This is a genomic window from Yoonia vestfoldensis SKA53 (assembly GCF_000152785.1).
In the GTDB taxonomy this organism is placed as follows: Bacteria; Pseudomonadota; Alphaproteobacteria; order Rhodobacterales; family Rhodobacteraceae; genus Yoonia; species Yoonia vestfoldensis_A.
Map to the genome: position 1 here is coordinate 1,134,605 of NZ_CH672414.1, position 13,972 is coordinate 1,148,576.

Genomic DNA, 13,972 nt, shown 5'->3' on the forward strand with positions numbered 1-13,972 from the left:
GCACGCAACACCTGCCCGGGCTGCACCGGCAGGAGCGCTCCGCGCGGGAGTATTTAAGGAAAAGAGAAGTCGAAAGAAAAAGCTGGGGCCCGCTGTTGATGCCCCGGCTTCTTATTTCCAAAAATACTCCCGCGCGGCGCGCCCGAGCAGCCCGCAGGGCTGCGACGGCTACAACCCCCTGATCTGGGGGTGGCGCCAGCTTTGGGCCGGGCCGATCATCAGGTCGTGGATCGCCCAGACCAAAGCATCGACACGGTCGGGCGATCCGCGGCCCTGATAGCCCGCGCCGGTCATCTGGCACATCTGGTCCTCCAGATCGCCAAGCCCGCGCAGGTGCCGCACGCGGCCCTGTTCATAAAGGGCGGCGACAGGTTCGGCGCGCGCGATCTTGCCACGGCTGGCATGGACCGCGCGCAACGGCACCAGCGGGTCGATCTGGCGGATCACGGCAGCGACCATGTCACCGCCCTGGTTCACCTCGGCCACCAGCCGGTCGGCATTGTGGCGCGCCATGGCACCAATGGCAGCGCGCGCCCAGGTATCGGGGCTGGCGCCTTGCAGGCTCGCGTCTTCGAGCACATAGGCGCGCCAGTCCTGCACCGGCCCTGCCATCACCACGCCTGCGACGATGATCCCGCAGGCATCCGATCCGGCATGGGCCGTGGTGGGCGGGTCGATCGCGACGACAATTCGCGTCAGCGGCGGTGCTCTGTCCACCTGACAGGCGGCCAGCGCGCCCATCTGCCATAAGGCGCCATCCACATCATCGAGCATCACGCCTTCGAGTTCCTGCCGCCCCAATGCCGTGCCAGCATATTCCGCCGTCATTTCCGCCAGAAAGCTGTCGGCGAGATTGGCGCGATTGGCGCTGGTGGGGGCATGGGTGACGACCGTGCTGGGCCGGTCCAGCAGTTTGCGCAGCAATGCCTGCCTGCGCGGCGTTGTCGTGACGCAGACGCGCGGTGCATCCCCCAGCCGCAACCCGAATTGCAGCATGTCCCATGTGGCCGCAGCCTTGCGCCATTTGGCCAGCTCGTCCACCCACGCGGCATCGAACTGGGGGCCGCGCAGCGCCTCTGGGTCTTGCGCGGAAAACAGCGTGGCCTGCGCGCCATTGGGCCAGACCAGCATCTGGCGGGTAGCGATCCATTTGGGGCGCGCGTCGGGCGGGCAGACCGCCATGATCCCGCTGTCACCGAACACCATCACCTCGCGCGCCTGGTGATAGGTTTCACCGACCACCGCGATCCGGCGCGCACCACTGGCCACCATGCGGCGCACCCATTCGGCGCCCGCGCGGGTCTTGCCGGCCCCCCGTCCGCCCAAGATGACCCAGGTCCGCCAATCGCCCTGCGGCGGCAATTGATGCGGCATCGCCCAGAAGGCAAACAGATAGGGCAGCGCCTGCAATTCGGCGTCACTCAGGCTGGTCAGGAACGCCTGTTGCACCGAGACTGGCGCGGAGGCGATCAAATCTGCGCCCAAGCTCGTCGCGGATGCTGTCAAGGTCGGCGCTGTCAGCGGGGTTTGCGGTTTGGGCAGCATTGAAAGCCTCCTCTGCGGTCAGCACCTTGAGATGCGCCGCGATCAATTGATCCATACGGGTGATAATCGTGCGGGGGGTATCTTCGGTCAGATCGTCGGTGATCCGCAGGCTGTGGTCCAGCAAGGCGCGGATTCGCGCGAACAGGGTCGTGATTTCCGCCACCCGCGCCTGAGCCTGAGCCTGTGCCTTGGCCTGCGCGGTGGAATCGTGGTCGTGTCGTGCAGTCATGGTGTTGTGACCTGTTAGGAGCCTTCCGCAGGTCGAGTGGGCGACGATCCCGTCACGCCATCTAGCGGGCCGATCCTATCGCAAACCGGCACAAAACGCAACAAAGGGCCGCCCGAGCAGCGGGCGACCCTTTGTCAGTTTCTTTATCTTTTCAACGGATTACTGGTTTGATTCGCGCTCGGCCTCGATCCGGCGCCAAATGGCCACCGCGCGGTTATGGTCGGCCAGATTGGTGGTGAACGTATGCCCGCCGGTGCCATTAGCGACGAAAAAGATATAATCGGTTTCATCGGGATTGACCGCTGCGGCGATACTGGCCTGACCTGGATTGGCAATTGGCGTCGGCGGCAAACCGTCGATCACATAGGTGTTCCACGGATTGTCATCGCGCAATTCGCTTTGCCGGATGCCGCGGCCCAGCACGCCCTGGCCACGCGTCACGCCATAGATCACGGTGGGGTCGGTCTGCAAACGCATCCCCTGCCGCAGGCGGTTGACGAAGACGCTGGCGACCTGCCGGCGTTCGTCGATCTCGCTGGTTTCCTTTTCGATGATGCTGGCAAGGACCAGCATTTCGGCAGGGCTGTCCAGCGGCAGGCCGTCCTGCCGGTTGGCCCAGGCCGTGGCGATGGTATCGTTCTGCCGCGCCGTCATCTGCGCAAGGATCGCGGACACGGGCGCGCCTGGGGTGAATTCATAGCTGGCAGGGGCCAGCGATCCCTCAGGCGGGGTTTCGGTGACATCGGCATCCAGCGTGCTGATGCCGCGCAACGCGTTCAGCACCTGCCAGCTGGTGACACCTTCCGCCAGCACGACGCGAAAACGGGTATCGGCCTGCGTGCGAACCTCAGTATAGATCGCGGGGTCGTCTTGGGACAGCGGGTCAAAGCTGGCACGCTCCACGAAACGGTTGGTCGCGGGGTCCAGTTCGCGCACCACGCCTTGCAGCTGGTTCACACCGATGCGGTAAATCACCTCGGTGCCGCAGCTATTGGCACCGCCGCGCGTGATGATATCCATGATCTGTTCCATCGACGCCGCTTCCGGCACAAGGAAACTGCCCGCTTTCAACAGGCCCGATGTCTCGCTGTAATCGGCACCGATGCGCAGGATCGTGCCGTTGCTGACAGCCCCCTGCGCCACCAACGTATCCGTGACCCGTGACATCGACGCGCCGCTGGGCACCTGAAAACAGATCGCTTGGGCCAAGGGGCCGGGGTCGCGGTATTGTTTCGTCCCCCAGCCAACAGCCCCGGCCAGCAAGAACAGCGCAACCGTGAAAAAGGTCAGGAAATTCGCTGCGATATGTCGCCACATCAAGCGATTTTCCCGAAAATCACGCTGGCATTGGTGCCCCCGAAGCCAAAGGAATTCGACAGGGCAATGTCGATCCGGCGTGCGCGTTTGGTATTGGCACACAGGTCCACGGTGGTTTCGACATCGGGATTGTCCAGATTGATCGTCGGCGGAGCCACCTGATCGCGGATCGCAAGGATGGAAAACACCGCTTCAATCGCGCCAGCAGCCCCCAGCAGGTGGCCGGTCGCCGATTTGGTCGAGGACATGGTCAGTTTCGCCGCGGCCTGCGGCCCGACAAGCCGTTCCACCGCGCCCAGTTCGATCGTATCGGCCATGGTCGATGTGCCATGCGCGTTGACGTAATCAATCTGCGCGGGGTCGATGCCGGCATTGCGGCAGGCAGCGCGCATCGCGCGTTCGGCACCTTCATGGTCGGGCGGCGGGGCAGTGATGTGATGGGCGTCACCGGACAGACCGTACCCCAACACCTCGGCATAGATTTTCGCACCGCGCGCCTTGGCATGTTCATATTCTTCGAGCACGACGATCCCTGCCCCCTCGCCCATGACAAACCCGTCACGGTCACGGTCCCAGGGGCGGCTGGCCTTGGTCGGATCATCGTTATGGGCGGTGGACAAAGCCTTGCAGGCGTTGAAACCGGCAATGCCAAGTTCGCAAATCGCGGCCTCTGCGCCGCCTGCGATCATCACATCGGCATCGCCGAACATGATCAGGCGGGATGCGTCGCCAATCGCATGCGCGCCGGTGGAACAGGCGGTGACAGGCGCATGGTTCGGCCCGCGAAACCCGTAGCGGATCGACACCTGCCCAGAGATCAGGTTGATCAACGCGCCGGGCACAAAGAAAGGCGACACGCGGCGCGGCCCTTTTTCGGCCATCATCACGGCGGTATTGGCGATGGAATTGAGACCACCAATCCCCGACCCGATCATCACGCCCGTGCGTTCAAGATCGGCAGGGTCTGTGGGCTGCCAGCCCGCATCCTCGATCGCCTGCTGGGCGGCGGCCATGCCGAACAGGATAAAGGTATCGACCTTGCGCTGTTCTTTGGGTTCCATATAGGCGTCGGCGTTGAACGTGCCGTCACTGCCATCGCCCAAGGGAACCTCGCAAGCATATTGCGTGGTCAAACGGCTGGGATCAAAGCCGGTGATCTTGCCCGCGCCAGACGCACCGGCCAGCAGGCGTTCCCATGTTTTTTCAACCCCGTCAGCCAGCGGCGTGACCAACCCCAACCCAGTTACAACGACACGACGCATCTGATGTCCTCACCCTTTTGGTGTATTTTCGACTTGATACCCCAGCCCACCCACACGGGGCAAGGGCGGGGATGATGGCACGGGCGCAAAGCGACGCGCCAAAGCAAAACGGCGCCCCGAAGGACGCCGCCCGCAACCCCGCAGGGCTGAATTTATTGCGCGCTGGAAATGAATTTCACGGCGTCGCCAAAGGTCTGGATCGTTTCGGCAGCATCATCGGGGATCTCGATCCCGAATTCTTCTTCGAACGCCATTACCAATTCGACGGTATCAAGGCTGTCTGCACCCAGATCATCAATGAAGGACGCAGTCTCCGTCACTTTGTCTTCTTCAACACCAAGATGCTCTACAACGATCTTGCGTACGCGGTCGGCCACATCGCTCATGTCAATTCCTCATGTCTTTCTGGGCAGCTGCCCGTTTTCAGATTCCCTTGCGGGATTTAGCAAAGCGGGCATTCACCGCATCTTCAAGCTGCGAGGCTCATAGCAGAGAATTTCGTCTTGGCAAACGATTTCCCCGCCCGCCTGGTTCCCCGCCTGTTTCCCCGCCTGGTTCACAGCATGGCCATCCCGCCATTCACATGCAAGGTGCTGCCGGTGACATAACCGGCCTCTTGGCTGGCCAGATACAACACCGCCGCCGCGATCTCGCCCGCCTCGCCCATCCGGCCTGCGGGGACTTGTGTCAGGATCGCGGATTTCTGGTCGTCGTTCAGCTTGTCCGTCATGGCGGTGGTGATGAAACCGGGCGCCACGCAGTTCACGGTGATGCCCCGGCTTGCGACCTCATAGGCGATGGATTTCGACATGCCGACCATGCCGGCCTTACTGGCCGCATAATTCGCCTGCCCCGGATTGCCGGTGGCCCCGACGATGGACGAGATATTCACGATCCGGCCCCAGCGCGCTTTCATCATGCCGCGGATCACGCCTTTGCACAGGCGCATGGTCGATGTCAGATTGACCTCCAGCACCGATGACCATTCCTCGTCCGACATCCGCATGAACAGGTTGTCGCGGGTGATGCCGGCATTATTGACCAAAATATCGACAGACCCCATCAGATCGGCGGCCTGTTTGGGCAGCGCGGTCACCGCCTCGGCATCCGACAGGTTGCAAGGCAGCACATGGGCGCGATCGCCAAGCGACGCGGCCAGCGCCTGTAGTGGTTCAACCCGTGTGCCGGACAGCGCGACGGTCGCACCGGCGTCATAAAGTGCCTTGGCAATCGCGCCGCCAATGCCACCTGACGCGCCCGTAATCAGTGCCGTTTTTCCAGTTAAATCAAACATTTGTTTTCCTTTATTCATGCAGTGCAGCAGCCATGGCCACCACATCCTCGGGGGTGCCAATGGCGGTGGCGGCCAGATCACGGTTGATCCGCTTGACCATGCCGGACAGGGCCTTGCCCGCCCCGATTTCATAGACATGCGTCACACCCTGCGCCGCCATGAAAGCCACGCTTTCGCGCCAGCGCACCGACCCCGTGACCTGTGCGACCAGCAATTTGCGGATCTGCGCAGGGTCGCTGACAACATCGGCCAGCACATTGGCGACCAGCCCCACGACAGGCGGGGTGATCGACACGCCGTCAAGCGCCTGCGCCATCACATCGGCCGCAGGGGCCATCAGGCTGCAATGAAACGGCGCAGAAACAGGCAGCAGCATGGCGCGCTTGGCCCCTTTGAGTTTCGCAATCTCCAGCGCGCGTTCCACCGCGGCCTTGTGGCCAGAGACAACCACCTGCCCCGGATCATTGTCATTGGCAGCCTCGCAAACCTCGCCTTGGGCGGCTTCTTCGGCCACAGCGCGGGCCTGATCAAAATCGAGACCCAGCAACACGGCCATCGCGCCCACCCCCACCGGCACGGCATCTTGCATGGCACGGCCACGGACGCGCAACAGGCGCGCGGTATCGGCGATGGTCAAGGCGCGCGCCGCGGCCAGGGCGGCATATTCGCCAAGGCTGTGACCAGCCACGAAACGGGCGGCGGTCACATCCACGCCTTCGGCCTCCAGCGCGCGGATCGTGGCCAGCGATGTGGCCATCAACGCAGGCTGCGCATTCTGTGTCAGGGTCAGCGTGTCGATATCGCCCTCCCAGATCAGCGCAGACAGGTTTTCGCCCAAAGCGTCGTCAACCTCGTCAAACACGGCCTTTGCCGCCGGATAGGCCATCGCAAGCGCGCGCCCCATCCCGATTGTCTGCGCCCCTTGGCCGGGAAAAACGAATGCCCGCATCGAGAGCTTCTCCTTCAAATTGTTCGATCATGCGGGTTTACCCTGCGCAACCGGACACGGCAAGCAGACTGGGCCTCGCGCAGAATTGCACATTGTCTCTGCATGGTGGCGTCTATGCGCGGCGGGGCTTGGCTGCTATCTGGGGGCGATCGTAACGAGGATTTAGCAATGTCAGTATCCAATACCGCCCGCAGCTATGGCACCGTCACCAAGACCTTTCACTGGCTGACCGCGCTTTTGATCTTGATGATCGCGCCTTTGGGGATGATCGCACACGATCTGCCTTACGGCACCGATGCGGAACTGGCGCAAAAGGCGTTTTTGTTTTCGCTGCATAAAACGCTTGGGGTCACGGTGTTTTTCGTGGCGCTGGCGCGCATTCTATGGGCGCTTGGGCAGGTCAAACCGGGGGCGTTAACCGCGCCCCACAGCGCGCAAGCAATGATCGCAAGCCTTGTGCATTGGCTTTTATATATCAGCATTGTCGCTGTGCCACTTACCGGCTGGGTGCATCACGCCGCGACCAGCGGCTTTGCCCCGATCTGGTGGCCCTTCGGCCAAGACCTGCCATTGGTGCCAAAATCCCAAAGCCTGGCCGAGGTCACAGCGGTCCTGCATGGGCTGTTCAGCCAGATCATGATCGCATCAATCGCCTTGCATGTTGCTGGGGCGTTCAAACATCACCTGATCGACAAAGACGCAACGTTGCGCCGGATGTGGTTTGGCAAAACCAACGCAGCGGGCTTGGGCGGGGCGCATGGCAGCTGGCGCGCGCCGGTGGCGGCACTGGCGATCTTTGCGCTGACGGGCGGCATTGGTGCGGCGGTGGCTCTGGTCCAATCGTATGATACAGCCGCACCGGCCCAAATCGCGCTGGAACAGGTCAGCGCCGGTTGGACAGTGACCGATGGCCAGATCAGCATTGGCATCACCCAATTGGGCAGCAATGTGCAGGGCAGCTTTACCGATTGGACCGCCGCGATCAACTTTGACCCTGCCGCCACCGGCATCGCGGGCGAGGTCAGCACGACCATTTCGATCCCATCGCTGACGCTGGGGTCAGTGACATCGCAGGCGATGGGGGCAGATTTCTTTGACAGCGCAACCTATCCGACGGCGCGCTTTACCGGCGCGATCATCGCAGAGGCCGGCAGCTATACCGCCGATGGCGTGCTGGCGATCAAAGGCAGCGAAGTGCCGGTCCGCTTTCCTTTCGATCTGACGGTCGCGGGCGATACCGCAGAGATGTCGGGCACCCTGACACTGGACCGGCGCGATTTCGGCATCGGCGCGTCGATGGCGGATGAAAGCAGCCTTGGCTTTGCGGTGGATGTAACGCTGTCAGTCAGCGCAACACGCTAGGAAGGGGGCGCCCCCTCCCCCCCGCAAAAGGCACAAAAAAACCGCGCTGGATTTCGCCAGCGCGGTGTCATGTTTTGCGGTGATGGCGGCTTATTCGGCCTGCATCGCCTCGATCGAGATCATCACTTCGACTTCGTCGCTGACGAAAGGCGCGAAATTGCCGACGTTGAAATCGGACCGCAGCAAGGTGGTTGTTGCATCAAAACCGGCCCAGCCCTTGTTTTCCATCGGATGCATACCGGCCTGGTTCAGCGTGGCGTCCAGCACGACGCTTTTGGTCACGCCGTTCAGCGTCAGATCACCCGTGATCAGCGCGGTGGTGTCGCCGGTCACTTCGATCCCGGTAGAGGTAAAACTCACCATTTCATCATCGGCGGCATCAAAGAAATCCGCGCTCATGAAATGGTTGAAACGGCCTTCCCAGCCGGTCAGCATGGTGCGCACAGGAAAAGACACATTGACCGATGACGCGGCGGGGTTTGCCTGGTCAAAGTCGATTTCGCCGTCAAAGCCCGAGAACATGCCATAAGTGGTCGAGAACCCAAGATGGTTATAGCTGAACACGATCTGGCTGTGGCTGGCGTCCAGAACATAGGTTTCGGCGACGACAGGCGCGGCCAACAGCATGGCGAAGGCGGCGGTCGAAAGGATCTTTTTCATGGGTCAACTCCAATGTTTATACGATTCCCATAGGCCCGTTTGCGTCCCAAAACACAATTGCGCAATTCCGAACATACAGTGTTCGATGACACGCGATGCGCGATCAGGTAACGCGCGGATCGCCTATCACGTCGCGCGCAAGGCGGTCGTGCAACGCGTCCAACCGGGGCGCGCTGGCCATGGCGATGCAGATCGACAGCACGGTGTCATTGCCCTGCAGGACCAGCAGCGCGGTGCCACTTGCGTCATCGCGTTGCGTCGCGATATCGGTGATCTGGGCAAAATCATGCGTTTGCAGGATCGTCGGGCGGCCCGCACGGTTACGGATCACCTGATGAATCTCGCGGATGCTGGTGTCGATATGGATCTCGGTTCGGGTGCCACGGCTTGCGAACCATAACAGATAGGCCGCCACCGCCCCCAAAAGCGCCACCACAGCCATGCGAAACGGGGTCAGCGCCACGCCAAACATCAGCGGCGTCAGCGTTGCCACGCCCGCAGCCATGACCAGGCACGCCATGCCTAACACCAAACAGGCCGATTGCAGCAGAACAAAGCCGAAGGATTCGCCCCTCTCACTGCGGATCAGATAGCCCCAATAAGTATCTTCAACGGCGACCAACGGCTGCGGTTTGAAAAATGCCATGATCGTGTCATTGCTCATCTGGGTCGGGTTCCTCCTTGCCGACCCAGCATAGCCGCAAAAGACGACCAGAAATGGGCAACAGCAAGGCCGCGTCTGGCAAATGGGCCGCATCTGACCGAAGCCAGGCAAAACAGGCCGCCAAGGCTTGCATTGCAGCCCAAGCTGCGTATAAGGCGGCATCCTTCTGCGGATGTTATGAACTGCGCAGTCTCTCGTGGATGGGGTGCAGAAGGCTCACTGCCCCATTCTTTGAAATGCGCCGAGAAAAGAACTGGAGTATGCATGCCGCTGTATGAGCATGTGATGATTGCGCGTCAGGACTTGTCCAACACGCAAGCCGAAGCCCTGATCGAACATTTCGGGACCATTCTTGCCGACAACGGTGGCAAGCTCTTGGAAAACGAATATTGGGGCGTCAAGACGATGGCCTACAAGATCAACAAGAACCGCAAGGGCCATTACGCCCTGCTGCGCACCGATGCGCCCGCACCAGCGATCCAGGAAATGGAACGCCTGATGCGCCTGAACGAAGACGTCATGCGCGTGCTGACCATCAAGGTCGATGCCCACGAAGACGGCCCATCCGTGCAGATGCAAAAGCGCGAAGAGCGTGGCGACCGTGGCGATCGCCCCGATCGTGGTGACCGCGGTGACCGTGGCGGCGAACGCCGCGAACGTCGTTGATCAGTAAAGGATAGCAATCATGGCAACCAAACCATTCTTCCGCCGCCGCAAGTCCGATCCGTTCGAAGGCACTGATGCGCCAAAGATCGACTATAAGGACACACGCACGCTGCAGCGCTATATCTCCGAGCGTGGCAAGATCGTGCCCGCCCGCATCACTGCTGTCGGTTCCAAGAACCAGCGCGCTCTCGCCCGTGCGATCAAGCGTGCCCGGTTCCTTGCCCTGCTGCCATACGCTGTAAAGTAAGGACATATCATGGATATCATTCTTCTCGAACGCGTGGCAAAACTCGGTCAGATGGGCCAAGTCGTATCCGTCAAGGACGGCTATGCCCGCAACTTTCTGCTGCCACAGGGCAAAGCCCTGCGGGTGAACGCGGCCAATATGGCCCGTTTCGAGGCTGAAAAGGCCCAGCTGGAAGCGCGCAACCTCGAAACCAAGAAAGAAGCACAGGCCCTTGCAGACAAGCTTGATGGCCAGCGTTTCGTCGTCATCCGTTCCGCCTCTGACGGTGGTGCGCTTTACGGTTCGGTCACGCCACGCGATGCCGCCGAAGCCGCAACAAAAGCCGGTTTCAGCGTCGACAAAGGTCAGATCGTTCTGACCGGCGCGATCAAGGACCTTGGCCTGCATGATGTGCTGGTCAACCTGCACCCCGAAGTCACTGCCACGATCACGCTGAACGTCGCCCGTTCCGCCGAAGAGGCCCAGCTTCAGGAAGCCGGCAAATCCATCGCCGAACTGGCCGCCGAAGAAGAGGCAGCCGCCGAGTTCGAGATTCAGGAATTGTTCGACGACATCGGCGGCGCTGCCGACGGCGAAGACGACCGCGACTAAATCTTGGCGATACGTTATTAACAAGGGCCGCGGCATTTTGCCAGCGGCCCTTTTTGTTTGTTCGGTCCTCGGCCAGGCACATGTGGTGACACGTCCCCCCGTACCACGCGCTGCAACATTGCCTTATTGGAAAAGATCCAGATGTTTCAATTCCCCCATGACTTTGATCCTCAACCGTCACTCGCGAATGACATGCTTGAGCTTGCGCCGCTGGCGCGCACAGATATCGACGCGCTCGCCTTCGCGGCAAGTGATCCTGCCATTTGGGCTGGCCATCCGGCGCGGAACAGACACCAAAGAGACGTCTTCGACGGATATTTCACGGCTCTTCTTGATGTGGGTGGCACGCTGTTGGTGCGAGATCGCGCAACAGACGCGGTGATCGGATGCTCTGCATACTATACAGATCCTTCAGCCCCCTCGCGGCTATCAATCGGATACACTTTTCTGACCTGTGCATATTGGGGCGGCGCGACAAACTACGCGCTGAAAAGCCTGATGCTGGGTCATCTGTACCAGCATCATTCCGAAGCCTGGTTTCATATTGCGCCGCAGAATATTCGGTCGCAAACAGCGACGATGAAACTTGGTGCGGTGTTGGCGCATGACGCTGATCTGGATCTGGGCGGCGGCCACCAACTCTGGCGGTGCTATTGCCTCTCCCGCGAATCTTGGACGCATAAAGTGTCCAGTCGCGGCACAAAAACCTGACGACAGGCCAACCCAGCCCATACAGCAGATATCCGGCGCGACAGGGCTGTCGAGATCATCGTCAAGAACACTGCACGCCCTTTGTCCGAATGGCGTGACACCATGACATGTCAAAGCAACATTTCACAAAAAAGGGCACCCGCAGGTGCCCTTTCCCGTCGCCGCATGGCGCAGTATTTATTCTTCTTCCAGCTTCTCGACCGCTTTTTGCAGGTCTTCCTTGCTGACGTCTTTTTCTGTCACGGTCGCCGCGGCAAAGATATGGTCAACGACCTTGTCTTCGAACATCGGCGCCTGCAATTGCTGACGGAACTGCGCGTTCTGCTGCACGAATTCAAAGAACTGGCGCTCCTGACCGGGATATTGCCGCGCCTGGTTCATGATGGCCTGGGTCATTTCCTGATCGGTGACCTTCACGTCGGCCTTCTGGCCGATGTCAGCCAGCAACAGGCCCAGTTTCACGCGACGTTGCGCCAGTGACTGATGCTCGTCCGTCGGCGTGATCTCGGGGTGATCGTGGCCGTGGACATCAGGGTTTTCCTCATGCCACAGCTGATGCGCGATCTGGTTGGCTTCGGCTTCGACCAGCGCCTTTGGCAGTTCGAAACTGACAACGCCGTCCAGCGCATCCAGCAAGGCACGTTTGGCCAGCGCCCGCGACGCACCGCTATATTCAGCCTCCAGACGATCAGCGATCTGGGTCTTGAGCGTGGCCAGATCCTCGGCCCCGAATTTCGCCGCCAGCTCGTCATTGATTTCCGGCGCTTTGGGCGCGCGGACATCCTTGATGGTACAGGTGAACACGGCTGTCTTGCCGGCCAGATGGGCGGCCTGATATTCTTCGGGGAAGGTGACTTCGACATCCTTGACGTCGCCGGTCTTGACCTTCAGCAACCCATCCTCGAACCCGGGGATAAAGGAATTGGACCCCAGAACCAGCGGGTAATCCTCGGCGGTGCCACCTTCAAAAGCTTCACCATCGACCTTGCCCACGAAATCCAGAACGACTTGGTCGTCCTTTTTGGCTTGGGTTTTCTTGGTCTCATAGGTCATGGCCTGCGGCGATGCGGCCAGGTTGTCCAGGGCTTCCTGCACAGCGGCGTCATCGGCCTTCACGACCATGCGCTCCAGCGTGATCTTGGCGAAATCGACTGCCGGAATATCGGGCAGCTTTTCATAGGACACATCGACCAGCACGTCATCGCCGGGCTTCCAGTCGGGGTTGGACATCTTCATCTCGGGCTGGCCCGCAGGGCGGTCACCGCTACTGTCCAGATGGTCGCGCACGGCAGAATCAATGCTGTCCTGCATTGCTTCGCCCATCAGCCGCTCGCCATATTGCTTGCGCAGCAATGCCATCGGGACCTTGCCCTTGCGAAAGCCTTTCATCTCGATGGTTGGCTGGGCTTCTTTGAGCTTTTCTTCAACCTTCGCGTCCAGCTCTGCCGCTGTGACGGTGATGGCATAGCCGCGCTTGAGGCCGTCGTTCAGGGTCTCGGTGACCTGCATGTGTTGTCCTTTTTTTCACTACCTGGTGCGGGTGGAGGGACTTGAACCCCCACGCCTTGCGGCGCCAGAACCTAAATCTGGTGCGTCTACCAATTTCGCCACACCCGCATGATCAAAAGGGGCAGGTTTTCACGCCTGCCCCATGTTGGGCGCTGTCTAGCAAAGCTGGTGGCGGGATGCGAGAGGAAAAATCGCCTGCGCGCCACTGGGTGAAATGGTTGCTAAACGCGGCAGGGCTTTGCAGGTCCGGCGCAATCAGCCCCGACCCTAAGGCCAACACCTGCGCATCGGCGCGCCCCACCCGCCCCCATCGTTAGAGCCCAAATATCCCGGGGGTCCGGGGGCTGGCCCCCGCCGTGTGGCCCCCCCCTGCCACAGCGGCCACAATCAGCACCTGTGCGATGCTGGCCGTTTGGGCGAGCCTCAGCAAATATGTCAAAAGATGGGCCTTAAAGTTTTCATTAAGCATGTTATTTGTGCAAACAGCCCAAGATGTAATCACATATATCTGTTTCCGACGGTGCATGCGCATCAAGACTTTGCCACGAATTGTCCCCATGCAACAGAAATGGTCTCACCGCTGTGACCGAAATCCAAGGAGTCGCATGCCATGAAAAAGATCGAAGCGATCATCAAGCCGTTCAAGCTGGACGAGGTGAAAGAAGCGCTGCAAGACATGGGCGTGCAGGGTCTGTCCGTGGTCGAGGTCAAAGGCTTCGGACGTCAGAAAGGCCATACCGAGCTATACCGCGGTGCAGAATATGTTGTGGATTTCCTGCCCAAGGTAAAGATCGAGGTTGTGTTGCCCGACGATCAGGTCGATGGCGCTATCGAGGCCATTATTTCCGCTGCCAAAACCGACAAGATCGGCGATGGCAAGATTTTTGTTTCCTCCGTCGAACAGGCCATCCGCATCAGGACTGGCGAATCCGGCGACGAAGCTCTTTAACACCGCTTGCCGCCGCC

At 60.6% G+C, this 13,972-nt stretch carries 16 protein-coding genes and 1 tRNA gene; 6 read left to right on the plus strand and 11 right to left on the minus strand.

Annotation, left to right across the window (positions count from 1 at the left end):
- Positions 1-168: 168 nt before the first annotated feature.
- From SKA53_RS05550 to fabD, 7 genes are all read right to left on the minus strand, one after another.
- Positions 169-1,449, minus strand: a complete 1,281-nt coding sequence (locus SKA53_RS05550) for a DNA-packaging protein (RefSeq protein WP_007205098.1) — start codon at positions 1,447-1,449, stop codon at positions 169-171.
- Positions 1,418-1,774, minus strand: coding sequence for a hypothetical protein (locus SKA53_RS05555; RefSeq protein WP_007205099.1), 357 nt, complete (start codon positions 1,772-1,774; stop codon positions 1,418-1,420). The genes SKA53_RS05550 and SKA53_RS05555 overlap by 32 nt, the downstream gene beginning before the upstream one ends.
- 159 nt (positions 1,775-1,933) lie before the next feature.
- Positions 1,934-3,091: an endolytic transglycosylase MltG gene (gene mltG / locus SKA53_RS05560; RefSeq protein ID WP_007205100.1), complete on the minus strand. Its 1,158-nt coding sequence runs from the start codon at positions 3,089-3,091 to the stop codon at positions 1,934-1,936.
- Complete coding sequence (gene fabF, locus SKA53_RS05565) at positions 3,091-4,353, minus strand: beta-ketoacyl-ACP synthase II (RefSeq protein WP_007205101.1); 1,263 nt, start codon at positions 4,351-4,353, stop codon at positions 3,091-3,093. Before fabF ends, mltG begins: the two co-directional genes overlap by 1 nt.
- Positions 4,354-4,505: 152 nt before the next feature.
- Positions 4,506-4,739, minus strand: coding sequence for an acyl carrier protein (locus SKA53_RS05570; RefSeq protein WP_007205102.1), 234 nt, complete (start codon positions 4,737-4,739; stop codon positions 4,506-4,508).
- Between the two features lie 170 nt (positions 4,740-4,909).
- On the minus strand, positions 4,910-5,647 hold the full coding sequence (gene fabG, locus SKA53_RS05575; RefSeq protein ID WP_040482814.1) for a 3-oxoacyl-[acyl-carrier-protein] reductase: 738 nt from the start codon (positions 5,645-5,647) through the stop codon (positions 4,910-4,912).
- Positions 5,648-5,657: 10 nt separating this feature from the next.
- On the minus strand, positions 5,658-6,596 hold the full coding sequence (gene fabD / locus SKA53_RS05580; protein WP_007205104.1) for an ACP S-malonyltransferase: 939 nt from the start codon (positions 6,594-6,596) through the stop codon (positions 5,658-5,660).
- 168 nt (positions 6,597-6,764) lie between these two features.
- Here fabD and SKA53_RS05585 point away from each other — a divergent pair, with 168 nt between their 5' ends.
- Positions 6,765-7,958, plus strand: a complete 1,194-nt coding sequence (locus SKA53_RS05585; protein WP_007205105.1) for a cytochrome b/b6 domain-containing protein — start codon at positions 6,765-6,767, stop codon at positions 7,956-7,958.
- Positions 7,959-8,048: 90 nt separating this feature from the next.
- On the opposite strand, the gene SKA53_RS05590 is transcribed toward SKA53_RS05585, so the two are convergent.
- Both SKA53_RS05590 and SKA53_RS05595 read right to left on the minus strand, forming a co-directional pair.
- Entirely contained in the window at positions 8,049-8,618 is a 570-nt protein-coding gene (locus SKA53_RS05590; RefSeq protein ID WP_007205106.1) for a YceI family protein, read from the minus strand.
- 103 nt (positions 8,619-8,721) lie between these two features.
- The gene (locus SKA53_RS05595; RefSeq protein ID WP_007205107.1) at positions 8,722-9,282 is read right to left on the minus strand and encodes a hypothetical protein; all 561 of its coding nucleotides are present in this window, start codon (positions 9,280-9,282) and stop codon (positions 8,722-8,724) included.
- Between the two features lie 264 nt (positions 9,283-9,546).
- Here SKA53_RS05595 and rpsF point away from each other — a divergent pair, with 264 nt between their 5' ends.
- The 4 genes from rpsF (at position 9,547) to SKA53_RS05615 (ending at position 11,497) form a co-directional block, all read left to right on the plus strand.
- A complete protein-coding gene (rpsF, locus tag SKA53_RS05600; RefSeq protein WP_007205108.1) occupies positions 9,547-9,948 on the plus strand; it encodes a 30S ribosomal protein S6 in 402 nt (133 codons plus the stop codon).
- A 19-nt stretch (positions 9,949-9,967) separates the two neighbouring features.
- On the plus strand, positions 9,968-10,195 hold the full coding sequence (gene rpsR / locus SKA53_RS05605; protein WP_007205109.1) for a 30S ribosomal protein S18: 228 nt from the start codon (positions 9,968-9,970) through the stop codon (positions 10,193-10,195).
- A gap of 9 nt (positions 10,196-10,204) precedes the next feature.
- A complete protein-coding gene (gene rplI, locus SKA53_RS05610) occupies positions 10,205-10,786 on the plus strand; it encodes a 50S ribosomal protein L9 (RefSeq protein ID WP_007205110.1) in 582 nt (193 codons plus the stop codon).
- A 126-nt stretch (positions 10,787-10,912) separates the two neighbouring features.
- On the plus strand, positions 10,913-11,497 hold the full coding sequence (locus tag SKA53_RS05615) for a GNAT family N-acetyltransferase (protein ID WP_207327923.1): 585 nt from the start codon (positions 10,913-10,915) through the stop codon (positions 11,495-11,497).
- Between the two features lie 177 nt (positions 11,498-11,674).
- On the opposite strand, the gene tig is transcribed toward SKA53_RS05615, so the two are convergent.
- Together tig and SKA53_RS05625 are read right to left on the minus strand one after the other, a co-directional pair.
- On the minus strand, positions 11,675-13,006 hold the full coding sequence (gene tig / locus SKA53_RS05620) for a trigger factor (RefSeq protein ID WP_007205112.1): 1,332 nt from the start codon (positions 13,004-13,006) through the stop codon (positions 11,675-11,677).
- Between the two features lie 23 nt (positions 13,007-13,029).
- Positions 13,030-13,114: transfer RNA gene (locus tag SKA53_RS05625), tRNA-Leu, on the minus strand.
- A gap of 502 nt (positions 13,115-13,616) precedes the next feature.
- On the opposite strand from SKA53_RS05625, the gene SKA53_RS05630 reads away from it, so the two are divergent.
- Positions 13,617-13,955 (plus strand): P-II family nitrogen regulator, encoded by a 339-nt coding sequence (locus tag SKA53_RS05630; RefSeq protein ID WP_007205114.1) that lies wholly within the window; start codon positions 13,617-13,619, stop codon positions 13,953-13,955.
- Positions 13,956-13,972 lie beyond the last annotated feature (17 nt).